Here is a 23541-nt window from a genome sequence, read left to right on the forward strand (position 1 = left end):
AAGGAACAACCACCATGGCTGCTAAAGAAGTCAAATTCGGCGATTCCGCTCGTAAGAAAATGCTGGTCGGCGTCAACGTCCTGGCCGACGCGGTAAAAGCGACCCTCGGCCCGAAAGGCCGCAATGTGGTCCTGGACCGCAGCTTCGGCGCTCCGCTGATCACCAAGGACGGCGTGTCCGTTGCCAAAGAAATCGAGCTGAAAGACAAGTTCGAGAACATGGGCGCCCAGCTGGTGAAAGACGTTGCCTCCAAGGCCAACGACGCTGCCGGTGACGGCACCACCACCGCTACCGTTCTGGCCCAGGCCATTGTCAGCGAAGGCCTGAAGGCCGTTGCCGCCGGCATGAACCCGATGGACCTGAAGCGCGGCATCGACAAGGCGACCATCGCCATCGTCAACGAGCTGAAGAATCTGTCCAAGCCGTGCACCGACACCAAGGCCATCGCCCAGGTCGGCACCATCTCCGCCAACTCCGACAACTCCATCGGCGACATCATTGCCGAAGCCATGGAAAAAGTCGGTAAAGAAGGCGTGATCACCGTTGAAGAAGGCTCGGGCCTGGAAAACGAACTGTCCGTCGTAGAAGGCATGCAGTTCGACCGCGGCTACCTGTCGCCGTACTTCATCAATAAGCCGGACACCATGGTCGCCGAGCTCGACGGCCCGCTGATCCTGCTGGTCGACAAGAAGATCTCCAACATCCGCGAAATGCTGCCGGTGCTGGAAGCCGTCGCCAAAGCCGGTCGTCCGCTGCTGATCGTCGCCGAAGACGTGGAAGGCGAAGCCCTGGCCACCCTGGTCGTCAACAACATGCGTGGCATCGTCAAAGTCGCTGCCGTCAAGGCTCCGGGCTTCGGCGACCGTCGCAAGGCCATGCTGCAGGACATCGCCATCCTCACCGGCGGTACCGTGATTTCCGAAGAAGTCGGCCTGAGCCTGGAAGGCGCCGCCCTGGAGCACCTGGGTAACGCCAAGCGCGTGGTCCTGAGCAAGGAAAACACCACCATCATCGACGGCGCTGGTCAGCAGGTCGACATCGAGGCCCGCGTTGCCCAGATCCGCAAGCAGGTCGAAGACACTTCCTCCGACTACGACAAAGAGAAGCTGCAAGAGCGTCTGGCCAAGCTGGCCGGCGGTGTTGCCGTGATCAAGGTCGGTGCCGGCACCGAAGTCGAGATGAAAGAGAAGAAGGCCCGCGTTGAAGACGCCCTGCACGCTACCCGCGCAGCCGTCGAAGAAGGCGTGGTACCTGGCGGCGGCGTGGCCCTGGTGCGTGCCCTGCTGGCCATCGAAGGCCTGAAAGGCGACAACGACGACCAGAACGTCGGTATCGCCCTGCTGCGTCGCGCCGTTGAAGCGCCGCTGCGCCAGATCGTGGCCAACGCCGGCGACGAGCCGAGCGTGGTGGTCGACAAGGTCAAGCAAGGCCAGGGCAACTACGGCTACAACGCCGCTACCGGCGTGTACGGCGACATGATCGAGATGGGTATTCTCGATCCGGCCAAGGTCACCCGTTCCGCCCTGCAGGCCGCCGCTTCCATCGGCAGCCTGATGATCACCACCGAAGCCATGGTCGCCGACATTCCGGAAGACAAGGCCGCTCCGGCCATGCCGGACATGGGTGGCATGGGTGGCATGGGCGGCATGATGTAAGCCGACCGGCTCCCTGAGCTGCAGCGAAGAAGCCCCGCCCCGTGCGGGGCTTTTTCTTGCCCGTGAAAAATCCGTCAAAGACGGCGGATGCCGGGGCGTTCCGCGGTATCTTTGCCGGCATTGCGACGAATAGGATTCTTTCCATGCGTATCCTCCTAGTCGAGGACAACCGCGACATCCTGGCCAACATGGCCGACTACCTGCAGATCAAGGGCTACACGGTGGACTGCGCCCAGGACGGGCTGTCCGGCCTGCGCCTGGCCAGCAGCGAGCACTACGACCTGCTGGTGCTGGACATCATGCTGCCCGGCATCGATGGCTACACCCTGTGCAAACGCCTGCGCGAGGAGGCGCGGCGCGACACGCCGGTGATCATGCTGACCGCCCGCGACCAGCTCGACGACCGTCTGCAAGGTTTTCAGGCGGGTGCCGACGATTACCTGGTCAAGCCCTTCGCCCTCTCCGAACTGGCCGCGCGCATCGAGGCGGTGCTGCGCCGCAGCCTCGGTGGCGGCAAGCGCCTGCTGCAGGTCGGCGAGCTCAGCTACGACCTCGATACTCTGGAGATCGCCCGCGCCGGCAAGCCGCTCAGGCTCAATCCGGTCGGCCTCAAGCTGCTCGCCCTGCTGATGCAGAAGAGCCCGCACGTGGTGCGCCGCGAGGTGCTGGAGGAGGCGCTGTGGGGCGACGATTGCCCGGACAGCGACAGCCTGCGCAGCCATGTGCACCAGTTGCGCCAGGTGATCGACAAACCCTTCGACAAGGCGCTGCTGCAGACCGTGCACGGTGTTGGATACCGACTGGCGGAGCCCGGCGATGGCGTTTAGGGACGGCCTGTATAGGCATGGCCTGTTCAGGCAGAGCCTGTCACGCCGTATCGTCATCGCCTTCGTGCTGATGACGGCGCTGGTCGGCGGCACTTTCGCCGTCGGCATTGTAGAGACCGTGCACCAGGTCGAGGAGCGGCTGATCTCCAGCGAACTGGGCGGCGACCTCGGGCGCTTCCTGAAGATGGAGAGCATCGACGAATGGCGTCATCGCCCCGAGCCGGGCCAGCTGTTCTTCTTCAGTGACGGGCACGGCGACTTCGCCCTGCCGGAGGAACTGCAGGACCTGTCGCCCGGCTTTCATGAGGTGTACCGCGAGGGCACGTCCTACCACGGCTTCGTGCAGCTGGTGGACGGTCGACGCTATGTGCTGCTGCAGGATCAGAGCGGCTTCGAGGAGCGCGAGCAGCTGCTGTTCGCCGTGGTGCTGGTGGGCTTCCTGATCAGCCTGGGCCTGTCCGGCCTGCTCGGCTGGCTGCTGGCGCGCAAGGTGATCGAGCCGGTGGTGCGCCTGTCGCGCCAGGTGCGCGCGCCCGAGCAGCTGCTGGACGAGGCGCCGCGGCTGGCGCGCGACTACGCCAACGACGAGGTCGGCCAACTGGCGGCCTCCTTCGATACCACGCTGGGCCTGCTGCGCCGCGCGCTGATGCGCGAGCGCCTGTTCACCAGCGACGTCAGCCACGAGCTGCGTACCCCGCTGATGGTGTTGGCCAGTTCCTGCGAGCTGTTGCTGGAGAGCCCGAGCCTGGATGCCCGCGGCAAGGCGCAGGTGCGGCGCATCGCCAACGCCTGCGAGGAGATGCGTGGTCTGGTGCAGACCTTCCTGATGCTGGCCCGCTCGCGCCAGGACGAGGCCGGCGGCACGCCCCATGCCAGTCTGCGGGTGGTTGCCGATGATCTGGCGGCCCAATGGCGACCGGCCATCGAGGCCAAGGGCCTGACCTTCGACTATCACGCCGAGCTGGCTGACGAGCGGCGCTACAACGCGCCACTGCTGCGCTCGGTGCTGGGCAACCTGCTGCGCAACGCGCTGCACTACACCGAGCAGGGGCGCATCGGCCTGAGCCTGGGCGAGCAGGGTTTTCTGGTCGAGGACAGCGGCGTGGGCATTCCTGCCGCCGAACGCGAGGCCATGTTCCAGCCCTTCGTGCGCGGTGGTGCGGCGCGGGGCGAGGGGCTCGGCCTGGGGTTGTCGTTGGTGCAGCGCATTTGCGAGAGCCAGGGCTGGAGCGTGGAACTGTCCGACGCCGAGCCTAGGGGTTGCCGGTTCCAGGTCAGCCTGGGAGGTAGCAGCGCAACCTGATGTGTTGGTCAGATGGGTATGCCCCTTGCAGTATCCGCCCGATCGCTTGCCGTAGATCGGAAATGGCTACCGTTATGGGGTCATTCGAGGCAGATTCGTTACCGCATTGTTACCACGCTTGCATGTGGTCACAGTTTTGGAGAGTTGATGTTGTCTGAGTTCGTTTCCGGGGGAACGGCTGCCGGCCAGTTCGAGCATTGGTGGCAGCAGCAAGGCGAATGGGTCGAAGAGCCCAACCGACGCAGGGGTGGAGAGAGCGGAGTGCAGCGCCTGCGCGATGCCCAGGGGCATCTGCTGTACGTCAAGCGCCAGGTGGGGCATCTGTGCCGTAGTCTGAGTCACCCGTTCGGCCGGCCCACCGTGCTGCGCGAGCGCGACGCGCTGCTGGGGCTGAGCCGCCTCGGTGTACGCGTACCACGCCTGATCTACTGTGATGCCAGTTACCAGGAAGGGCAGGGCTGGCGCGGCCTGTTGATCAGCGAGGCGCTGGATGGCTTCAGCGATATCGACAGCTGGTACGCCGCCGGTGGCCGCGAGCGTGCCGGCGAGCAGCATGACGTATTGCTGCAACAAATAGGTGCGACCCTGGCGCGCATGCACCTGGGGCGCTGGCAGCATGGCTGCCTGTACGCCAAGCATGTGTTCGTCAAGGTGACGGCGGAGGGCGTGGAAGTGGCGCTGCTCGATCTGGAGAAGAGCCGGCGTCGCCTGAGCCGCAAGCGCGCGGCGCTGCATGACCTAAAGCAGCTGCGCCGTCATTCGTCGTGGAGCGAAGCGGAGTGGCAGCAGCTTCTGTCGGGCTACCGCCGCCAGTGGGGTAGGGCATTGCCGCTGGGGTGAGGGAACTTCGCTTCTGCACGGCGCTCTGATGGGCGCCATACCCCAGACCGACAAACCACTCGTCGGTTGGGACGTTGCCAAGGACTGGCCTGAACTAGTTTTGCTTTTCAGGCGTTTGGCAGCGCCATCAAGGGGTTATCGAAATGAAATTAGATATTGCTAGAGGATTGTTCCTCGTCGGTGCCCTGAGCGTCACGGCCCTCGCTGCAGCCGCCTGGCAGGAGCCGGCGCCGCAGGTAATCGATCTGGTGAACTGTGCCGATCAGGCGTGCCCGGTGGTGTCCGCCCGACATCGAGGGTCCGTGGCGGTCCAGGCCGATAGCGACAACCTGCTGTTGCTGGTATACGGCCTGTCCCATGCGATGAAGGGCGAGCAATAGGTCTTTCGCCCGATCCAGTCCTGGATAGCCAGAAAAAAGCCCCGCTTAGGCGGGGCTTTTTCGTTTCTGGTGGCAGCTCAGTGCGCCGCCGCGGTCGATGCGGCCGGCGCCTTGTCCGGGCTGGCCAGCAGGGTGTAGACGCAGGGCAGCACGAACAGCGTGAACAGGGTGCCGATCGACATGCCGGTGGCGATCACCAGGCCGATGTCGAAGCGGCTCACCGCACCGGCCCCGGTGGCGAGGATCAGCGGCACCATGCCGAACACCATCGCCGCGGTGGTCATCAGCACCGGGCGCAGGCGGATCGACGCGGCTTCCTCGATCGCCTCGCGCACCGACAGGCCCTTGTCGTGGCGCAGCTGGTTGGCGAACTCGACGATCAGGATGCCGTGCTTGCTGATCAGGCCGATCAGCGTCACCAGGCCCACCTGGGTGTAGATGTTCATGCTGGAGAAGCCGAGGAAGATCGGGATCAGCGCGCCGCAGATCGACAGCGGCACGGTGACCAGGATCACCAGCGGGTCGCGGAAGCTCTCGAACTGCGCCGCCAGCACCAGGAAGATGATGGCCAGGGCCAGGGCGAAGGTGACGAACAGCGCACTGCCCTCCTGGATGTACTGGCGCGAGGCGCCGGCGTAGTCGAAGGTGTAGCCGCGCGGCGCCTCCTTCTGCGCGATCTGCGCCACGGTGTCCACCGCCTCACCCATGCTGACGATCGGCACGCCCTCGATGATCGCCGCGTTGAGCTGCTGGAACTGCTTGAGCTTGGTCGGCCGCGCGCGGTCGCTGACCTTGATCAGGGTGGCCAGCGGCACCATCTGCCCGCTCTCGCTCTTCACGTGGTAATTGCTCAGCCAGCTCGGGTTGTCGCGGTAGGCGCGCTCGACCTGGGCAATCACCTTGTAGCTGCGCCCGTCGATGGTGAAGCGGTTGACCTCGCCCTCGCCGAGCAGGATGGCCAGGGTGGCACCCAGGTCCTGCATGGACACGCCCATCTGCGCCGCCTTGGCGCGGTCGATATCGACCACCACCTCGGGCTTGTCGAACGCCAGGTCGACGTTGAGGAAGGCGAACTTGCCGGACGCCAGCGCCTCCTGCTTGATCTTCTCGGTCACCTGTAGCAGCGACTCGTAGTCGTTCGGTGTGTTGATCACGAACTGGAACGGCAGGCCCTCGCCGGTACCCGGCAGGGACGGCAGGTTGAAGCCGAAGATCTGCAGGCCGGGGATATCGTTGAGGCGATGCTGGACGATCGGCAGCAGCTCCATCTGGGTGCGCTCGCGCTCGCTCCAGGGAGTCAGCAGGAAGCCGCCGATACCGGACTGCACGCCGTCGAAGCCGTTGATCTGGAAGGACGAGTAGTACTCGGGGAACTCCTTGAAGATCTTCACGAACTGGTCGGTGTAGGCGTTCATGTAGTTCAGGTTGGTCGGCTGCGGCGCGTTGGCGAACAGGAACACGATGCCCTGGTCTTCCTCGGGCGCCAGCTCGCTCTTGGTGAAGCTGAGTAGCACCGGGATCAGGCACATGACGATGATGCCGAACACCACCACCACCGGGCGGGTGTTGAGCGTGCCGTGAAGGGCCTTCTGGTAGCGGCGCTTGAGCTTGTCGAAGGCCATGTCCAGCTTGTGCGCCAGCCCCGTGGGGTTCTCCTCGTGGCGCAGTAGCCTGGAGCACATCATCGGCGACAGGGTCAGGGCGACCACGCCGGAGATGATCACCGCGCCGGCCAGGGTCAGGGCGAACTCCTTGAACAGCGCGCCGGTCAGGCCTTCGAGGAAGCCGATGGGGGCGTACACCGCGGCCAGGGTGATGGTCATCGAGATCACCGGCACGGCGATCTCGCGGGCGCCCTCGATGGCGGCATCGAACGGCGTCTTGCCCTCTTCTATATGGCGGTGGATGTTCTCCACCACCACGATGGCGTCGTCCACCACCAGGCCGATGGCCAGGACCATCGCCAGCAGCGTCAGCAGGTTGATCGAGTAGCCCATCAGCTGCATGAAGAACAGCACGCCGATCATCGACAGCGGGATGGTGATCACTGGGATCAGCACCGAGCGGAACGCGCCGAGGAACAGGAACACCACCACGATGACGATCAGCACGGCCTCGCCCAGGGTCTTCACCACTTCCTCGATGGACGCGCGGATGAACTCGGTGGCGTCGTAGGCGATGGACACCTTGAGGTTCGGCGGCAGCTGCGACTCCAGCTCCGGCAGGATGCCGCGCACGTGCTTGATCACGTCCAGCGGGTTGGCGCTGGGCGTGCCCTTGATGGCGATGTACACGGAGGGGATGCCGTCGAAGGAGCTGATCGAGTCGTAGTTCTCGGCGCCCATCTCCACCCGGGCGATGTCGCGCACCAGCACGCGGCTGTCACCGGAGGTCTTCACCGGAATGGCGGCGAAGGCCTCGGCCGACTTGAGGTCGGTGGTGGCGTTGATGCTGGTGACCACGTACTGGCCCTTCACCTCGCCGGCGGCGGCGAGGAAGTTGTAGCGCTGCACGGCGTCGGTCACATCGGTCGCGGTGATGCCGTAGGCGGCCATCTTCACCGGGTCCAGCCACAGGCGCATGGCGAACACCTGGTTGCCGAGTATCTCGGCCTCGGCCATGCCGGGCAGGGTGGCCAGCTTGGGCTGGATCACCCGCGACAGGTAGTCGGTGATCTGCGGGTTGGACAGCTCGTCGCTGTAGAAGCTGACGTACATCAGCGCCGAGGCGTCGGCCGCTTCCTTGGACAGTACCGGGTCCTCGGCATCCTGCGGCAGCTGGTTCTTCACCTCGTTGGCCTTGGCCAACAGCTCGGTGAACAGGCGGTCGGTATCCGCGCCGATACGCGCGTAGATGGAGATGGTGGAGAGGTTCTGCTGGCTCGACGACGTCATGTAGTCGATGCCTTCGGCACTGGCCAGGCTCTGCTGCAGCGGCTGGGTGATATAGCCCTGGATGGTCTCGGCGTTGGCGCCGGGGTAGGCGGTGGCCACCGTGATCAGGGCGTTTTCCATCTGCGGGTACTGGCGGATCACCAGTTTGCTGAAGGCCTGGAAGCCCAGCAGGATGATCAGCAGGCTGACCACGGTGGCCAGGACCGGGCGCCGGATGAACGGATCTGTGAAAGCCATAACGGGTTCCTTGGCGTCGAGCCTTACTTCTCGACGCTGGCTTGGTTGTCCTGGGTCAGCGACTGATCATCGACGATGGCCACATGGGCGCCGTTGTCCAGCTTGAGCTGGCCGGCGGTGACCACGCGCTCGCCGGCCTTCAGGCCCTTGAGCACCAGCACCACGCCATCGCGGCGCTCGCCGGTCTCGACGAAGCGGCGTTCGACCACCAGCTGGGCCTGGCCCTTGTCGTCTTTGACGACGACACCTTTGTCGTCCTTCTTCTCGCCGATCACGTACACCGAGTTGCCGTACAGGGTGTAGGTGATGGCGGTTTCCGGTACCACGACCTGGTTCTTCTCGCCCGGCAGCAGTACCTCGAGGTTGGCGAACATGCCCGGCAGCAGCTTATTGTCCGGGTTCGGCAGCGTGGCGCGGATCTGCACGTTGCGGGTGTTTTCCTCGACCTTGGGGTTGAGGGCGCCGATCTCGCCTTCGAAGACTTCGCCGGGGTAGGCGGCGACCGACAGGCGCACGCGTTGGCCGATGGCCAGCTGCGGGAAGTCCTGCTCGGGCAGGAAGAAGTCGACGTACAGCTTGGACAAGTCCTGCAGGGTGGCGAAGTAACTGCCCGGGCTCAGGTAGGCACCGGTGTCCACCTGGCGAATGCCGATGGTACCGGCGAACGGCGCGAGGATGCGCTTCTTGTCCAGCTCGGCCTTGAGCTGGGAGACGCTGGCCTCGGCCTTGAGCAGCTCGGCGTTGAGGCGGTCGAATTCGCTCTTGGAGATGGCTTGGCGCTTGATCAGGTCCTGCCCGCGCTGGTACTCGACGCGGGCCAGGGCGCGTACCGCCTCGGCGGTGGACAGGATGGCGCGCTCCACCTCGCTGTCCAGCTGCAGCAGCGGCTGGCCGACGGTGACCTTCTCGCCGGACTGGAACAGCACCTCCTTGACCGTGCCCTGCACCTCGGACGTCAGGTCCACGCCCTGGAACGCCTTGAGCGTGCCGATGGCCGGCAGGCGGCTCTGCCAGGGTCTTTCCTCGGAGACGGCGGCAGACACGCTGATGGCCGGCTGTGGTCCGGAGAACATCTGGATCTGCTGGTAGATGGAGAAGCCTTTGTAGGCGGCGAGGGCGAGCACCACGACGAGTACTACGCCCAGCATGATGAGCATGCGGCGGAGCAACATATTCCGAATCCTTGGCGAGGCGGGGAGGGCCTGGAATGGCGAAGGTGGCACCTTAGTGCTACTTGACCATCAAGTCAAAAGCCTGGCGTTTGCAAAAGATTGCGCCGTTATTGTCGCGCAACACGGCGGCGCGCAAACCGCACAGATGACCGGGAAATCGGTACTTCCCTGTACCGATTGGGCGCATCAGGCGCCCAGGCGCTGGGTCACTTCGCTGAGTTCGCCGGACAGGCTGCGCAGGGTATGGCTGGCGGCCTGGGTGCGTTCGACGTTCTCCTGGTTGGAGCTGGCGATGGCGGTGATCTCGGTGAGGTTGCGCGAGATGTCCTCGGCCACAGAGGTCTGCTCCTCGGCAGCGGTGGCGATCTGCCGGTTCATGTCGCGGATCGCCTCCACCGCACCGGTGATGCGCTGCAGCATGGCGCCGGCCTCGGTCACCTGGGTCACGCCTTCCTCGCTGCGATTCTGTCCGCTCTCGATGGCGCGCACGGCGTTGAGTGCGCCGGTCTGCACGGTGTCGATGATCTGATTGATCTCGGCGGTGGACTCGGCGGTGCGCTGGGCCAGGGTGCGCACCTCGTCGGCGACCACGGCGAAGCCGCGGCCCTGCTCGCCGGCGCGCGCGGCCTCGATGGCGGCGTTGAGGGCTAGCAGGTTGGTCTGCTCGGCGATGCCGCGGATCACTTCCAGCACCTTGCCGATGCGCCCGCTGTCGCTCTCCAGGCGGCGGATCACCTCGGCGGTGTTGGCGATCTCGCCGCGCATGCCGGTGATGGTCTGGATGGTCGACTCCATCACCTTGCCGCCCTGGCATGCCGAGCTGTCGGCGTCGTCGGCGGCGTGCGCGGCCTCGGCGGCGTGGCGCGCCACTTCCTGGGCGGTGGCGGACATCTCGTGCATGGCGGTGGCAACCTGGTCGGTGCGCTCGAACTGCTCGTTGATGCCCAGGGTCATGCGCGAGGCGATCTGGTTCAGCTCGCCGCTGGCGGTGTTCAGGTTGCCGCTGCTCAGGCGCAGGCTCTCGGTGGTGCTGGCGAGGAAGTCGCGCAGGGTGTTGGCCGCCCTGGCCAGCATGCCCAGCTCGTCCTTGCGCAGCACTTCCACCTTCTGGCCGAAGCGCCCATGGCTGAGCTGGTCGACATGGGTGATCAGGTGGCGGATCGGGATGATCAGGTGGCGGTTGACCAGCCACAGGCTGAACAGGGCGATCACCACGCTGGCGGCGAGCATGACCAGGGTGCCGAGGGTGATGGTGCGGTCGGCGCTGGCGTTGATCTGCTCGGCCTGCTGAATGCTCTGCTCGCGCAACTGGTCGACCAGGGCGGTCATCTGCTCGCTGGCGGCGCGGTCGATGCCCTTGACCGCCGCATCACCGGCCTTGGCGTCACCGCCGGCGGCGACGAAGGCATCGCGCCCCTTGCGGTAGTTGGCGCCGAGGGTCTGGTGCTCGCTGCGCAGGCGATCCACCTGGCCCTTGAGCGCGGCATCGTCCCTGGCCTGCTGGGACAGCTCGCCGAGGATGTCCTGGACCTTGCGTTCCTGGGCCTCGAACTGGCCCCAGTGCTTGTCCAGATTGGCTTGCTCCTGGCCGCGTAGCAGGACGTTCTTCCACTCCTGCACCTGGATCTTGAATTCGACGTTGGCCGAGTCGATCAACTGGGCAGCCTGCAGCGGGCCGTCGAGCAGGCCGCGGTAGGCATGCATGCCGCTGGAGAGGAAGCTGAAGCACGCCAGGGCGGTGATCAGGATCAGCGCCAGGCTGCCGCCGAGCAGCGCGAGGATCTGCGCGCGCAGGGATTTTTGCAGGAACATGGGGATTCGCCTCTTCGGGGTGGTTGCCCCCGGCGCCCAAGCGGGCACCGGAACTGCGGATATCCCTATCACCCGGCCATGAAGAGCCGGCGGCAACGGCCGGAAATCCGGCGCGAGTGCAACGTGCAGTATAGGTCGGCCGCGCCACGCTGGCCTTTAGCCTGCACGGCTATTTCAGGCCAGGCGCAGATGGTTGTCCCACAGCCCCGCCGGCAATGCCAGCGGACGCACGGCGATCTGCTCGCCGCGGCAGTCGTACAGGCGGCAGCGGCCCTGGCCAGAGGTGACCACGAAGCCGTCGGCCACCGCGCCGACGCCGGCGCAGTCGGGCAGTGGCGTATCCAGCAGCAGCTCGGTGCTGTCCAGGTTCCAGATGAAGAAGCGGTTGCCGCGCGGTGCGGTCAGTGCCAGCAGGCGCAGCTCGTCGTGAATCGCCAGGCTGGCGGTGTACTGGTTCATCACCAGGCGCTGCGCCTCGCCCAGGGGGAAGGGCTGGAAGGGCTGGCCGGGGCGCTTGATCGCCAGCAGTGGCGCGGCGTCCTGCGGGTCGCCCTCATACTGCTGACCGGAGACGATGGTGCCGTCCGCGGCCACGGCCAGGTGGCGCACGCTGTTCATCCGCTCGGGCAACTGCTCCTTGCTGATCAGCGTGCCGTCACGGTGCATCAGCACCAGGCTCGGCTCCATGGCGTCGAGGTTCATCATCACCCGGCTGTCGGCCTCGGTGCGGATGCCGCCGTTGGCCACCACCAGCTCCTCGCCACCGGGTAGCCACAGCAGCTGGTGCGGGCCCAGGCCGTGGGTGCTGCGTTCGGCGACCCGTTCCAGGCGCTCGCCCTGCAGGCGATAGACGCCGAGCACGCCACGGCCGGGCTGGCTGGTGTCGTTCTCGGTGCTGTAGAACCACTCGCCGCTCTTGTGAAACACGCCGTGGCCATAGAAGTGGCGCTCGGCCGGCGAGGCCAGGGTCTGCAGCAGGCGACCGTCGCGGGTATCGATCAGGTAGCTCTCGCGGCTCGGCCGGCGGCCGACGAACACCGCCAGCGGTAGGCTGGGGTGCGGCACCACGTCATGGCAGCGTTCGGTCACCCGGGTGGCGAAGGCCTTGCTGCCGTCCAAGCGATAGCCCACGGCGTAGTGGTGGCCGTCGGCGTCATCACGGGCCGACAGCAGCAGCGGTTGCGGACCGTGGCCGATCAGCTTCCAGCCGCCCAGGGCGCTGGTAGTCAGGGCGCCGGCGGCCAGGGCCAGGCCGCTTAGGCCGAGAAAGGCTCTGCGCTTCATTCAATCACCGTCGTGGGCGTTGAAGCCCAGTTGCACGCCGAGGGCCTTGGCCAGTTCGCTGCCCTGCAGGCGGTGCAGCTTGTTGAGTTCGTCATAGAAGGCGTTCAGCTCGGCACGCCCGGCCTCGTCGGCGAGCAGCTCGCCGAGCGGGCGCTGCAGCGCGGCCAGATGCTGACGGGTGCTGGCGTACTGCTGGCCGATGCTGGCGGCCAGGGCCTGCTGGTCGTCGCCGAGCAGGCTACGCACGCCGTCCTTGTTGCCGCCCAGCCACAGGCGCTCGGCGCTGGCGACACTGGCGGCGAGGCTGGCCAGGCTGGCATTGCTGCGCCAGAACTCGGCCTGGTACGGCTGCGGCACGCCCTTGCTCTGGCGGCCGAGGGCGGCGCCGAGCTTCTTCTTCAGACCGTCGATGGCGTTGACCTGGGCGCGCAGCAATTCGGCCACGGCCTCGGGTGCCTCGGCGTAGCGGGTGTTGGGGAATTCCTTGAGCTGGGCGGCCATGCCGCCTTCGGCCTGCCACTGGCCGAGGACGTCGGCGGAGAGCTTCTGCTGGTGCTCGCCGATGGCGGTCAGCAGCGGGCAGTAGCGGGTCTTCTGGGCGGCATCTGAGAGGTCGATGCCCGCATCGAACAGCACATATTCATAGGCGGTCAGGCCCTGCACCACCACGCTGGCCTTCTCCACGTCGGCCTGGGTCAGCTGCGGCTTGTTCTTCAGCAGGGTTTCCACCTGGCGCTGCACCAGGTTCTTCTTGTCCGGCCAGAACTGCACCTGCCAGGCCCGGTTGCCTTCGGCCAGCGGGCCGAGCAGCAGGGGCTGCAGGGCGGCCCAGCTGGCGACATCGGTGAGGAACGCCTGCTGCGCGGCGCCCAGCTCCTGCTGGCCGGCGCAGAAAGCCTTGGCGCTCTCGGCCAGCTGCTGGTTGGACTGGTGCCAGGCGCTGTAGGCCGGCAGCAGCACGCCGTCGACCAGGGCGGCGCTGGTGCGCTGTTGCGGGTCCTGCGGGCTGCAGGCGGCGAGGCCCAGGGCGAGCAGGGCGATGACGAGGGGGGAACGGGGCATTCCGGGCTCCTTACAGGGAGTTGAGGAAGGCCAGCAGCGCACCGCGCTCGCTGGCGTCGAAATTGATGACGGCCTGCCGGGCGCTCTGCGCCTCGCCGCCGTGCCAGAGGATGGCCTCCAGCAGGTTGCGCGCGCGGCCGTCGTGGAGGAACTGGGTGTGGCCGTTGACGGCCTGGGTCAGGCCGATGCCCCACAGCGGCGCGGTGCGCCACTGGCTGCCGCTGGCCTGGAACTCAGGGCGGCCATCGGCCAGGCCCTCGCCCATGTCGTGCAGCAGCATATCGGTATAGGGGCGAATGGTCTGGTTGGCCAGCTCCGGTTCCGCGGCATCGGCGGCGGTGACGAAGCTGGGGATGTGGCACTGCTGGCAACCGGCGTCGCTGAACAGCTGCTTGCCGCGGCGCACTTCCAGCTCGTCCACGCCGCGGCGTGCCGGCACCGCCAGGTTGCGGGTGTAGAACAGCACGTTGGCGAGGATGTTGGCGCTGACCTCGGGCTGGCCGCCGTCGGGCATGGCGCGGCAGTCGGTCTGGGCGGCGCTGCAGTCGTCATGCGGCAGCAGCTCGGTGGTCAGGCCCATATCGCCGGAAAACGCATGGGCATTCTGCTGGTTGAGGCTGGGCTGGCCGGCCTTCCAGCCAAAGCGGCCGAGCACCTTCCGGCCGCTGGCATCGTCATGTACGCGGTTGGGGACGCCGCGAATGCCGTTGCCGTCGCGGTCCTCGGGGTCGGCATTGGCCAGGATCGCCGCCTCGGGAATCGCTTCCAGCAGGCCGAGGCCGATCATCGGCGGCGCCACGCGGGCGGAGAACAGGGTGTCCGGCTGCAGCGCGCCGTAGCCCAGCTTGCTGATCACCAGGCGCGGCTTGCGCAGCTCGACGACGGTGCCGTCGGCGAGCGTCACCGACTGCAGGTCGTACTCGACCCGCACCTTGCCCTCGGGCGCCACGCCGGGGTTGCTCATGTCCTGCAGCTGGCCGCCGTATACCGGCTCGGGCACCACGCCCAGGCGCTGGCGCAGTTCGGCGTGGGCCGGTGAGTCGTCACCCTTGATGGACAGGCGCACCAGCATGGAGGCGGCACTGAGCGCATCGCGCTCCGGCGGGTGCCCGCGACCGTCCTTGATATGGCAGTTCTGGCAGGCGTTGGTATTGAACAGCGGGCCGAGACCGTCGCGCGCCGTGGTGGTGGCCGGGGCGATCACCCAGGGGTTGCGAAAGAAGCTGTTGCCCACGGCGAAGTCCAGGCGCCGCGATGGCGCGAGGTTGGCGGAGGGCAGGGAGAAGGCGTTCTGGTCGCTCTGGCGCACCGTGGTGGCACCGCCGGACAGCGCCTCGCCCGGCTCGGCGGGAGGCGGCGTGCGCTCACAGGCCGCCAGGGCAAAGGCCAGCGGCAAAAAACAAAGGCGCAACGGCGAGGGCATCGGCGAAAACCTGGACGGCCAATCAGGCGGGCAATCTTAGCAGGCTAAGGGAAGTCAAATAAGAGGAATTAGCGTTTGTGCCGGGGCCAGATTGTCGCGGGCATAAAAGCTGTCGGGAGAAGTTTCCGGCTCGCGTAACGCCGGCCATAAAAAAACGGATGCGCCTTGTGGGCGCATCCGTCCTGGACAGCTCTGCGGGTATCAGAACTGGTGATCGGCGGTGTCCGGGTTCAGATCGCTGATGCCCAGAGCGGCCGAGGCCTTCTCGATGGCAGCGGTCTGCTTGACCAGGGCGGCGATGGCGTCACGCACGATCTGCTGGCCATCCTTGTTGTCGGCGGCGATCAGCTGGTCGAAGTGCACGTTGTTCTTCTCGGCGCTGTCGACCAGGGCCTGCAGCTTGGCTTCGCTGGCTTCCAGGTCGGCCTTCAGGGTGGTGTCGGCAGCGGCGTCGGCCTTGGCGACCAGGGAGGACAGGCTCGGGCCGGTCAGGGTGGTGCCGTCGACCTTCTTGTACTCGCCCAGGTAGACGTTGCGCACGCCCTTGCCGTTGTAGAAGTGCGAGTTGTGGGTGTTGTCGCTGAAGCAGTCGTGCTCGTCTTCGGTGGAGTTGGCTTCCAGGGCGACCTTCATGCGCTCGCCGGCCAGCTCGCCGAGGGACAGGCTGCCCATGCCGAACAGCATCTTGCGCAGGCCGCTCTCGGCCGGCTCGGCCTCCAGCTTGGCGCGGTAGTTGTCGGCAACGCCGGCTTGCCACTGGCCGACCATTTCGTCCAGGTCGGCAACCAGCAGGTCGGTGGCGGCCTTCAGGTAGGCACGACGACGCTCGTTGTGCTCACCGGTGGCGCCAGCGCCGACCACGAAGTCGCTCGCCGGACGGGCACCGGCGCCCGGGTTGGTGCCGTTCAGGTCCTGGCCCCAGAGGAGGAACTCGATGGCATGGTAGCCGGTGGCGATGTTGGCTTCGGAGCCGCCCAGCTCGTTTAGCTCGGCCAGCTTCGCGCTGGTGATCTCGGTGACGTCGATCTTGTCTTCGCCGACCTGGATGGTGGTGTTGGCGATGATGTTGGCAGTGGCGCCCGGGTTGCCCTGGGTGTGCTGGTAGTCCTTGGCCACGTAGTCGATCAGGCCTTCGTCCAGCGGCCAGGCGTTCAGCTGGCCTTCCCAGTCGTCGACCACGGCGTTGCCGAAGCGGAACACTTCGGTCTGCATGTAGGGTACGCGCGCGGCCAGCCAGGCTTCCTTGGCGGCTTTCAGGGTCTCTTCGCTGGGCTTGGCCAGCAGGGCGTCGATGGCGGTTTGCAGCTGCTTGCCGGTGCTGGCGGCGTCGCTGAATACGGCGGAAGCCAGTTCGGCGTAATGACCGACCACGGCCTTGGCGGCGGCTTCGTCTACCTTGCCAGCGGGGGCGGTAGCGGTGGCGGCAGCCGGAGCGGCAGCTTGCGGAGCGGCGGCCTCTTTCTTGTCGTCGCCGCAGCCGGCGAGGGAAATGGCGAGGGCCAGCAGGCTGGCGGTGGCCAGGGGCATACGAGTCATGGCGGAGTCCTTTGCTTCTTAGTGTTGGAAGGCGGGAAAACCGCACAATAATGCGAAAGATTTTCATTAAATGCAAAGGGCGTTTCCGTTCGTCGCCCTGGTAGACGTGGCTCATGGTGTCGATAGAATTGCCGGCAATTCACAAGGAGCGTTGTCCATGAGCCTCACTGCCGTTGCCGTACTCGTCGTGCTGTTTCTCCTCGCCGCCTGGGCGGTGGTTCTCTATAACGGCCTGGTGCGTCTCAAGCACGGCGTGAGCAAGGCCTGGTCGAACATCGACGTGCTGCTCAAGCAACGCCACGACGAACTACCCAAGCTGGTGGAGACCTGCAAGCAGTACATGCAGCACGAGCGCACCACCCTGGAGCGGGTGATCGCCGCGCGCAGCGCCGTGGCCAGCGCTCGCGAGCAGCACGACGTGGGCGCCCTGGGCAAGGCCGAGAGCAGCCTGCGCGCCGGCCTCGGCCAGCTGTTCGCCCTGGCCGAGAACTACCCGGACCTGAAGGCCAACGACAGCTTCCAGCACCTGCAGCAGCGCATCTCCGGCCTGGAGAACGCCATCGCTGATCGCCGCGAGCTGTACAACGAGGCGGTCAACCTGAACAACGTGCGCATTGAGCAGTTCCCCGACGTGATCCTGGCTCGCCTGTTCGCCTTCAAGGAAGCCGAGCTGCTGCAGTTCAGCGAGGAAGAAAAGGCCGACGTCGACCTCAAGTCGCTGTTCAACTGAGATGGATGTACCTGGTCTGGCCATCAGCATGGCCTTCAGCGTCGGCGCGTGCGTCGGCGGTGGCTGGTGGTGCATCAAGCGCCTGTCCGAGGCGCGCTTCCTGCTCAACACGCCGACCTCGAAGATCCGCTCGGCGGCCCAGGGTTATGTCGAGCTCTACGGCGTGCTGCACGAGCTCCCCGACGGCTCGCTGCAGGCGCCACTCACCGGCACACCGTGCCTGTGGTGGCGCTTCAAGATCGAAGAGTATTCCGGCGATGGCAAGAACCGCCGCTGGCGGGTGGTCGAGAGCGGCGTCAGCGAGGCGCTGGTGCGCCTGAAGGATGCCACCGGCGAATGCCTGATCAACCCCAAGGGCGCGGAAGTGCGGCCGAGCACGCGCCAGGTCTGGAGTGGCAGCGAACGCCATCCGCGTGGCCTGAGTGGCGGTGGAGGGTTGTTCGGCATGCTGTTCTCCGGCGGTAGCCGCTATCGCTACACCGAGGAGCGCCTGCATGTCGGTCAGCCGCTGTATGCCATCGGTGACTTCCGCACTCAGGGTGGCACCGAAGCGTTCGACCTGACCCTGGCCCAGGGCGCGGTGGTGCGCGAGTGGAAGAGCGATTTCGCCGGCATGCTGCAGCGCTTCGACAGCAACGGCGACGGTCAGCTGGACCCGGCCGAGTGGGAACGCATGCGCGAGTCGGCGCGGGTCGAGGCGCAGCGTCGCCAGGCGGGTCGCGGCGAGGTGCCGGTGCATCATCAGCTGCGCAAGCCGGGGGAGTCCTTCCCGTTCATCCTCTCCAATGGCGGCGAGGACGAACTGGCGCGTGGTTTCTACTGGCAGGCGGTCGGTGGCGCGCTGCTCTGCGTGGCGGGTGCGCTGGCCACTGCCTGGCTGGTGAGCAACGTGCTGCTGCCGGGGCTGGCTGGGGCCTGAGTCTTACTTGCCCTGCTTGTGGATGCCCTTGGGCAGCTGGACGACGCGGCTCTCCGAGTAGATGTCGTGCCAGCTGCGCTTGTCCTTGTCCCACAGCGCCCAGAGAAAGCCCAGGCCCAGGCACAGCCAGGAGCCGATGGCGATCACGAAGCGCAGCAGCGCCTGCCACAGGCTGATGGCCGAGCCGTCGGCGTTCTGGATGCGCAGGCCCCAGGCCTGCATGCCGAGGGTCTGGCCGTTGTGGGTCCAGAACTTGGCGAAGAAACCGAACAGGCTGAGTAGCGCCAGGCTGGCCAGCATGGGGTCGTTGTCCAGCGCGCCGGCCTGGGACAGCTGCATCAGGCGCTCGCTGCCATAGATCAGGCGCAGCAGGCCCTGCTGGTAAATCAGGCCCACCACCATGACCAGGGCCACGCACAGCAGGAAGTCATAGAACATCGCGGCGAAGCGGCGGGGCAGGCCGACGCCGGGGAATTCGCCCTGGGGGCGCAGCATGTGCTTGGGCATGGACAGCTCGGGAAGAAAAGACTGCGCGGGATTGTACGGGGTGTCGTCATCCGGGACAAAAACGCCGGGCACAAAAAAGCCCCTGATGTTGCCATCAGGGGCTCTTCGTAGCAGCAGCGATTAGCCCAGAACCTGGACCTTGTCAGCTTGCATGCCTTTCTGGCCTTGCACGGCTTCGAAGGTGACCTTCTGGCCTTCTTTCAGGCTGCGGAAGCCCGAACCTTCGATAGCGCGGAAGTGCACGAACAGATCCGGACCGCTCTCAGGAGTGATGAAGCCGAAGCCCTTCTCGTCGTTGAACCACTTGACGGTGCCGGTTTGACGATTCGACATTGTCTTATTTCCTTGAAACTAGAGTTAGATGACAGCCTCGCGAGCTTGTGACGCGAGAGGGCTGGAACTGGTTGCAGAGAGTAAGAGAAGTCGAGCGGGATGTAGCGGATCTTAGGATCTACTGCACCAGGTCACGATTCAAGGCGACCCATGCAAACACAGTTGACCAACTCTACGCTAACTCAAATACGTTTGCCAACCCCCCTGGAATAGCTGATTCCAGAGGCCTTGCAGGCAATTGAGGAGGGAATATCGTGGTGCCCCGGGAGAGACTCGAACTCTCACTTCTTTCGAAAACGGATTTTGAATCCGCCGCGTCTACCGATTCCGCCACCGAGGCACGATGGGCGCGCAGTATAGGGAGGCGTCAGGGGGTGGTCAATCGCACCGGCTTCGGCGTCAATGCACTGCCATCTGTGCTTACAAATTCCCTGAGCGCTGCCGATAAGTCCGCCAAATCAAGCTGTTAGGCTCTGAGGTCGGTTTGGTGGTGGCCGCTGCAGCGGCGCCGGGGAGGTTTTCACAGGAGGGGGCGCCGCGATGCATGCCATCAGTTTCATCCAGGATCTGGCCGTGATCATGCTGGTCGCCGGCGTGGTCACCGTGCTGTTCCATCGCCTGCGCCAGCCGGTGGTTTTGGGCTACATCCTTGCCGGCTTCATCATCGGTCCCCATACGCCGCCCTTTGGCCTGATTCACGACGAGGAGACGATCAAGATCCTCGCCGAGCTGGGCGTGATCTTCCTGATGTTCTTCCTCGGCCTCGAGTTCAGCCTGCGCAAGCTATTTAACGTCGGCGCCACCGCCTTCATCGCGGCCCTGCTGGAAATCGGCCTGATGCTGTGGATCGGCTACGAGATCGGCAGCTTCTTCGGCTGGAGCAAGATGGACTCGCTGTTCCTCGGCGGCATCCTGGCCATCTCCTCGACCACCATCATCGTCAAGGCGCTGAGCGACCTGAAGCTGAAGAACGAGCGCTTCGCCCAGTTGATCTTCGGTGTGTTGATCGTCGAGGACATCCTCGGCATCGGCATCATCGCGCTGTTGTCCGGCATCGCTGTCAGTGGCTCGGTGGAGACCGGCGAGGTGTTCGCCACGGTCGGCAAGCTGTCGCTGTTCATGGTGGTGGCGCTGGTCATCGGCATCCTGCTGGTGCCGCGCATCCTGGCGTACGTGGCCAAGTTCGAGAGCAACGAGATGCTCTTGGTCACCGTGCTGGGCCTGTGTTTCGGCTTCTGCCTGCTGGTGGTCAAGCTGGAATACAGCATGGTGCTGGGGGCGTTCCTGATCGGCGCGATCATGGCCGAGTCGCGCCAGCTGCCGCAGATCGAGCGGCTGATCGAACCGGTGCGCGACATGTTCAGCGCGATCTTCTTCGTCGCCATCGGCCTGCTGATCGATCCGGCGATTCTCGTCGAATATGCCTGGCCGATCCTGGTGATCACGGTCGCGGTCATCGTCGGCAAGGTGGTGTCCTGCAGCCTCGGCGCCTTCATCGCTGGCAACGATGGGCGCACCTCGCTGCGCGTCGGCATGGGCCTTTCGCAGATCGGCGAGTTCTCCTTCATCATCGCCGCGCTGGGCATGACCCTGCAGGTCACCAGTCACTTCCTCTATCCGGTGGCGGTGGCCGTCTCGGCCATCACCACCCTGACCACGCCCTACCTGATCCGCGCCGCCGACCCCTTCTCCAACAAGCTGGCGGGGCTGATGCCGGAACGTGTCGCGCGGGTCTTCGGCCTGTACGGCGACTGGCTGGGCAGCATCCAGCCCCAGGGGCAGAACGTGATGCTGCTGGGCATGATCCGGCGCATCCTGCTGCAGGTGGCGATCAATATCGCCTTGGTGATAGCGATCTTCCTCAGTGCCAGCTATTTCGCCGTACCGCTGGCGGCCTATCTGGAACCCTGGGTGGCCGCGCAGAACCTGCAGAAGGCGCTGGTCTGGGGTGGCGCGCTGCTGTTGTCGCTGCCGTTTCTGGTGGCGGCGTACCGCAAGCTGAAGGCGTTGGCGATGCTCCTGGCCGAGCTCGGTGTGCGCCCCGAGAAGGCCGGGCGCCACACCGTCCGCGTGCGCAAGGTGATAGCCGAAGTGATCCCGCTGGTGTCTCTCGCCCTGATCATGGTGCTGCTGATGGCGCTGTCGGCCAGCATCCTGCCGACCGGCGAGGCGCTGTTGGTCATCGGCCTGGTAGCGGTGGCGGCGATCACCCTGCTGTGGCGCTGGCTGATTCGCCTGCACTCGCGGATGCAGATCGCCCTGCTGGAAACCCTGGAGCAGGACAAGCATGGCGGCGATCCGCATTGAGCATGCCTTCAGTCGCCCGGTGCGTGGTCCGCGGGCCCGCTTTCCGGTAAGCTCTGCGCCCCCTGCGAGACTGACCCCATGCGCGTTGCCGACTTCCATTTCGACCTGCCCGATGCCCTGATCGCCCGCCATCCCCTGGCCGAGCGCCGTTCCAGTCGCCTGCTGGTGCTGGATGGCGAGAGCGGTGCGCTGGCCCATCGGCAGTTCGCCGATCTGCTGGAGTACCTGCGCCCCGGCGACCTGATGGTTTTCAACGATACCCGGGTCATCCCGGCGCGCCTGTTCGGCCAGAAGGCCTCCGGCGGCAAGCTGGAAGTCCTGGTCGAGCGTGTGCTCGACGAGTACCGGGTGCTGGCGCATGTGCGTTCGAGCAAGTCGCCCAAGCCGGGTTCGCTGATTCATATAGAAGGTGGTGGCGAGGCCGAGATGCTGGCCCGTCACGACGCGCTGTTCGAGCTGCGCTTCAGCGAGCCGGTGCTGCCGCTGCTGGATCGCGTCGGCCACATGCCGCTGCCGCCCTATATCGATCGCCCCGACGAAGCTGCCGACCGCGAGCGCTACCAGACCGTCTACTCGGACAGGTCCAAGGCCGGTGCCGTGGCTGCGCCGACGGCCGGTCTGCACTTTGACGAGGCGCTGCTGGCGGCCATTCGCGACAAGGGTATCGACACCGCCTTCGTCACTCTGCACGTGGGTGCCGGTACCTTCCAGCCGGTGCGCGTGGAGCGCATCGAGGACCACCACATGCACCGCGAGTGGCTGCAGGTCGGTCAGGATGTGGTCGATGCCGTGTCGGCCTGTCGTGCCCGTGGCGGACGGGTGATCGCCGTCGGCACCACCAGCGTGCGCTCGCTGGAGAGCGCCGCGCGCGATGGCGAGCTCAAGGCCTTCAGTGGTGACACCGACATCTTTCTCTACCCGGGCAAGCGCTTCCATGTGGTCGATGCCCTGGTCACCAACTTCCACCTGCCGGAGTCGACCCTGCTGATGCTGGTCTCGGCCTTTGCCGGGTATCCCGAGACCATGGCCGCCTATGCAGCGGCCGTGGAGCAGCAGTACCGCTTCTTCAGCTACGGTGATGCCATGTTCATCACCCGCAACCCCGACCCGCGCGGTCCCGAGGAGACCCCATGAGCCATATGTCCTTCGAGCTGCTGGCCACCGACGGCCGTGCCCGCCGTGGCCGCCTGACCTTCCCGCGTGGCGTGGTGGAAACCCCGGCCTTCATGCCGGTCGGCACCTACGGTACGGTCAAGGGCATGCTGCCGCGCGACATCGAGGGCATCGGCGCGCAGATCATCCTCGGCAACACCTTCCACCTTTGGCTGCGTCCGGGCACCGAAGTGATCAAGCGCCATGGCGACCTGCACGACTTCATGCAGTGGCAGGGGCCGATCCTCACCGACTCCGGCGGTTTCCAGGTGTTCAGCCTGGGCGCCATGCGCAAGATCAAGGAGGAGGGCGTGTACTTCTCCTCGCCGGTGGACGGCGCCAAGGTGTTCATGGGGCCGGAAGAGTCGATGCAGGTACAGCGCGACCTGGGTTCGGACATCGTGATGATCTTCGACGAGTGCACCCCGTACCCGGCCGACTTCGATGTGGCCAAGCGCTCCATGGAACTGTCGCTGCGCTGGGCCAAACGCTCGAAGAACGCCCACGAGGGCAACCCCTCGGCGCTGTTCGGCATCGTCCAGGGCGGCATGCACGAAGAACTGCGCATGCGCTCGCTGGAAGGCCTGTGCGAGATCGGCTTCGACGGCCTGGCCATCGGCGGCCTGTCGGTGGGCGAGCCGAAGGAGGAGATGATCCGCGTGCTGGACTTCCTGCCGCCGCAGCTGCCGGCCGACAAGCCGCGCTACCTGATGGGCGTAGGCAAGCCGGAGGACCTGGTCGAGGGTGTGCGCCGTGGCGTGGACATGTTCGACTGCGTGATGCCGACCCGCAACGCGCGCAATGGTCATCTGTTCACCGAGACCGGCGTGGTCAAGATCCGCAACTCGGGGCACAAGCACGACGAGTCGCCGCTGGATCCGAGCTGCGATTGCTACACCTGCAGCCACTTCTCCCGCGCCTATCTGCATCACCTGGATAAATGCGGCGAAATGCTGGGAAGCATGCTGAATACCATCCATAACTTGCGCCATTACCAGCGCCTGATGGCTGGTTTGCGCGAGGCAATTCAACAGGGTACATTGGCCGCCTTTGTCGACGCCTTCTACGCCCGGCGCGGCCTACCGACGCCGCCGCTGGAGCCCTGATCGGTGATTCGCCGGCCTGCCGCTTGAAATTCGGCGCGGCGCACCCATCTACTCGCGATGGC

19 protein-coding genes and 1 tRNA gene are annotated in these 23541 nt (G+C 65.7%); 10 read left to right on the plus strand and 10 right to left on the minus strand.

The annotated features are described in order from the left end of the window. Window positions 1–14 precede the first annotated feature (14 nt). The 5 genes from groL (at window position 15) to OH686_RS16920 (ending at window position 5005) form a co-directional block, all read left to right on the plus strand. Window positions 15–1655, plus strand: coding sequence for a chaperonin GroEL (groL, locus tag OH686_RS16900; RefSeq protein WP_289534082.1), 1641 nt, complete (start codon window positions 15–17; stop codon window positions 1653–1655). Between the two features lie 143 nt (window positions 1656–1798). Next, a complete protein-coding gene (locus OH686_RS16905) occupies window positions 1799–2482 on the plus strand; it encodes a response regulator transcription factor (protein WP_289534083.1) in 684 nt (227 codons plus the stop codon). Continuing rightward, on the plus strand, window positions 2472–3785 hold the full coding sequence (locus OH686_RS16910; RefSeq protein ID WP_289534084.1) for a sensor histidine kinase: 1314 nt from the start codon (window positions 2472–2474) through the stop codon (window positions 3783–3785). The genes OH686_RS16905 and OH686_RS16910 overlap by 11 nt, the downstream gene beginning before the upstream one ends. Before the next feature lie 147 nt (window positions 3786–3932). Beyond that, on the plus strand, window positions 3933–4625 hold the full coding sequence (locus OH686_RS16915; protein WP_289534085.1) for a lipopolysaccharide kinase InaA family protein: 693 nt from the start codon (window positions 3933–3935) through the stop codon (window positions 4623–4625). A gap of 143 nt (window positions 4626–4768) precedes the next feature. After that, window positions 4769–5005: a hypothetical protein gene (locus OH686_RS16920; RefSeq protein WP_289534086.1), complete on the plus strand. Its 237-nt coding sequence runs from the start codon at window positions 4769–4771 to the stop codon at window positions 5003–5005. Between the two features lie 77 nt (window positions 5006–5082). Here the strand turns inward: OH686_RS16920 and OH686_RS16925 are convergent, their stop codons facing one another. From OH686_RS16925 to OH686_RS16955, 7 genes are all read right to left on the minus strand, one after another. Then, complete coding sequence (locus OH686_RS16925) at window positions 5083–8136, minus strand: multidrug efflux RND transporter permease subunit (protein WP_289534087.1); 3054 nt, start codon at window positions 8134–8136, stop codon at window positions 5083–5085. 23 nt (window positions 8137–8159) lie between these two features. Then, window positions 8160–9308, minus strand: a complete 1149-nt coding sequence (locus tag OH686_RS16930) for an efflux RND transporter periplasmic adaptor subunit (RefSeq protein ID WP_289534088.1) — start codon at window positions 9306–9308, stop codon at window positions 8160–8162. A 186-nt stretch (window positions 9309–9494) separates the two neighbouring features. Then, on the minus strand, window positions 9495–11120 hold the full coding sequence (locus OH686_RS16935) for a methyl-accepting chemotaxis protein (RefSeq protein ID WP_289534089.1): 1626 nt from the start codon (window positions 11118–11120) through the stop codon (window positions 9495–9497). Between the two features lie 174 nt (window positions 11121–11294). Then, window positions 11295–12404, minus strand: a complete 1110-nt coding sequence (locus OH686_RS16940; protein WP_289534090.1) for a DUF1513 domain-containing protein — start codon at window positions 12402–12404, stop codon at window positions 11295–11297. Further along, window positions 12405–13466 (minus strand): imelysin family protein, encoded by a 1062-nt coding sequence (locus OH686_RS16945; protein ID WP_289534091.1) that lies wholly within the window; start codon window positions 13464–13466, stop codon window positions 12405–12407. It abuts the gene before it with no gap. 10 nt (window positions 13467–13476) lie between these two features. Further along, window positions 13477–14889, minus strand: a complete 1413-nt coding sequence (locus OH686_RS16950) for a di-heme oxidoreductase family protein (protein WP_289534092.1) — start codon at window positions 14887–14889, stop codon at window positions 13477–13479. A 201-nt stretch (window positions 14890–15090) separates the two neighbouring features. Further along, complete coding sequence (locus OH686_RS16955) at window positions 15091–16425, minus strand: imelysin family protein (protein WP_289534093.1); 1335 nt, start codon at window positions 16423–16425, stop codon at window positions 15091–15093. Between the two features lie 157 nt (window positions 16426–16582). On the opposite strand from OH686_RS16955, the gene OH686_RS16960 reads away from it, so the two are divergent. Together OH686_RS16960 and OH686_RS16965 are read left to right on the plus strand one after the other, a co-directional pair. Then, complete coding sequence (locus OH686_RS16960; RefSeq protein WP_279864321.1) at window positions 16583–17155, plus strand: LemA family protein; 573 nt, start codon at window positions 16583–16585, stop codon at window positions 17153–17155. 1 nt (window position 17156) lies between these two features. Next, a complete protein-coding gene (locus OH686_RS16965; RefSeq protein WP_289534094.1) occupies window positions 17157–18074 on the plus strand; it encodes a GIDE domain-containing protein in 918 nt (305 codons plus the stop codon). Between the two features lie 3 nt (window positions 18075–18077). On the opposite strand, the gene OH686_RS16970 is transcribed toward OH686_RS16965, so the two are convergent. The 3 genes from OH686_RS16970 to OH686_RS16980 form a co-directional block, all read right to left on the minus strand. Further along, window positions 18078–18581, minus strand: coding sequence for an RDD family protein (locus tag OH686_RS16970; RefSeq protein ID WP_289534095.1), 504 nt, complete (start codon window positions 18579–18581; stop codon window positions 18078–18080). A gap of 120 nt (window positions 18582–18701) precedes the next feature. Continuing rightward, window positions 18702–18914, minus strand: coding sequence for a cold-shock protein (locus OH686_RS16975; RefSeq protein ID WP_021700367.1), 213 nt, complete (start codon window positions 18912–18914; stop codon window positions 18702–18704). A gap of 255 nt (window positions 18915–19169) precedes the next feature. Beyond that, window positions 19170–19254 (minus strand) — tRNA-Leu (locus tag OH686_RS16980). A gap of 200 nt (window positions 19255–19454) precedes the next feature. Here OH686_RS16980 and OH686_RS16985 point away from each other — a divergent pair. The 3 genes from OH686_RS16985 to tgt all read left to right on the plus strand — a co-directional run bounded on the left by OH686_RS16985 (window position 19455) and on the right by tgt (window position 23479). Next, window positions 19455–21221: a cation:proton antiporter gene (locus OH686_RS16985; protein ID WP_137971148.1), complete on the plus strand. Its 1767-nt coding sequence runs from the start codon at window positions 19455–19457 to the stop codon at window positions 21219–21221. A gap of 78 nt (window positions 21222–21299) precedes the next feature. Continuing rightward, window positions 21300–22355, plus strand: a complete 1056-nt coding sequence (gene queA, locus OH686_RS16990; RefSeq protein WP_289534096.1) for a tRNA preQ1(34) S-adenosylmethionine ribosyltransferase-isomerase QueA — start codon at window positions 21300–21302, stop codon at window positions 22353–22355. A 5-nt stretch (window positions 22356–22360) separates the two neighbouring features. After that, window positions 22361–23479, plus strand: coding sequence for a tRNA guanosine(34) transglycosylase Tgt (tgt, locus tag OH686_RS16995; RefSeq protein ID WP_289539017.1), 1119 nt, complete (start codon window positions 22361–22363; stop codon window positions 23477–23479). The last annotated feature ends 62 nt before the right edge of the window (window positions 23480–23541 follow it).

This window comes from Pseudomonas sp. SO81 (assembly GCF_030374125.1).
Taxonomy (GTDB): domain Bacteria; phylum Pseudomonadota; class Gammaproteobacteria; order Pseudomonadales; family Pseudomonadaceae; genus Aquipseudomonas.

Bases quoted from the DNA above. Each gene is read 5' to 3' on its own strand.
- groL (WP_289534082.1), top strand. From the start codon at position 15: ATGGCTGCTAAAGAAGTCAAATTCGGCGATTCCGCTCGTAAGAAAATG.
- OH686_RS16905 (WP_289534083.1), top strand. From the start codon at position 1,799: ATGCGTATCCTCCTAGTCGAGGACAACCGCGACATCCTGGCCAACATG.
- OH686_RS16910 (WP_289534084.1), top strand. From the start codon at position 2,472: ATGGCGTTTAGGGACGGCCTGTATAGGCATGGCCTGTTCAGGCAGAGC.
- OH686_RS16915 (WP_289534085.1), top strand. From the start codon at position 3,933: ATGTTGTCTGAGTTCGTTTCCGGGGGAACGGCTGCCGGCCAGTTCGAG.
- OH686_RS16920 (WP_289534086.1), top strand. From the start codon at position 4,769: ATGAAATTAGATATTGCTAGAGGATTGTTCCTCGTCGGTGCCCTGAGC.
- OH686_RS16925 (WP_289534087.1), bottom strand. From the start codon at position 8,136: ATGGCTTTCACAGATCCGTTCATCCGGCGCCCGGTCCTGGCCACCGTG.
- OH686_RS16930 (WP_289534088.1), bottom strand. From the start codon at position 9,308: ATGTTGCTCCGCCGCATGCTCATCATGCTGGGCGTAGTACTCGTCGTG.
- OH686_RS16935 (WP_289534089.1), bottom strand. From the start codon at position 11,120: ATGTTCCTGCAAAAATCCCTGCGCGCGCAGATCCTCGCGCTGCTCGGC.
- OH686_RS16940 (WP_289534090.1), bottom strand. From the start codon at position 12,404: ATGAAGCGCAGAGCCTTTCTCGGCCTAAGCGGCCTGGCCCTGGCCGCC.
- OH686_RS16945 (WP_289534091.1), bottom strand. From the start codon at position 13,466: ATGCCCCGTTCCCCCCTCGTCATCGCCCTGCTCGCCCTGGGCCTCGCC.
- OH686_RS16950 (WP_289534092.1), bottom strand. From the start codon at position 14,889: ATGCCCTCGCCGTTGCGCCTTTGTTTTTTGCCGCTGGCCTTTGCCCTG.
- OH686_RS16955 (WP_289534093.1), bottom strand. From the start codon at position 16,425: ATGACTCGTATGCCCCTGGCCACCGCCAGCCTGCTGGCCCTCGCCATT.
- OH686_RS16960 (WP_279864321.1), top strand. From the start codon at position 16,583: ATGAGCCTCACTGCCGTTGCCGTACTCGTCGTGCTGTTTCTCCTCGCC.
- OH686_RS16965 (WP_289534094.1), top strand. From the start codon at position 17,157: ATGGATGTACCTGGTCTGGCCATCAGCATGGCCTTCAGCGTCGGCGCG.
- OH686_RS16970 (WP_289534095.1), bottom strand. From the start codon at position 18,581: ATGCCCAAGCACATGCTGCGCCCCCAGGGCGAATTCCCCGGCGTCGGC.
- OH686_RS16975 (WP_021700367.1), bottom strand. From the start codon at position 18,914: ATGTCGAATCGTCAAACCGGCACCGTCAAGTGGTTCAACGACGAGAAG.
- OH686_RS16985 (WP_137971148.1), top strand. From the start codon at position 19,455: ATGCATGCCATCAGTTTCATCCAGGATCTGGCCGTGATCATGCTGGTC.
- queA (WP_289534096.1), top strand. From the start codon at position 21,300: ATGCGCGTTGCCGACTTCCATTTCGACCTGCCCGATGCCCTGATCGCC.
- tgt (WP_289539017.1), top strand. From the start codon at position 22,361: ATGTCCTTCGAGCTGCTGGCCACCGACGGCCGTGCCCGCCGTGGCCGC.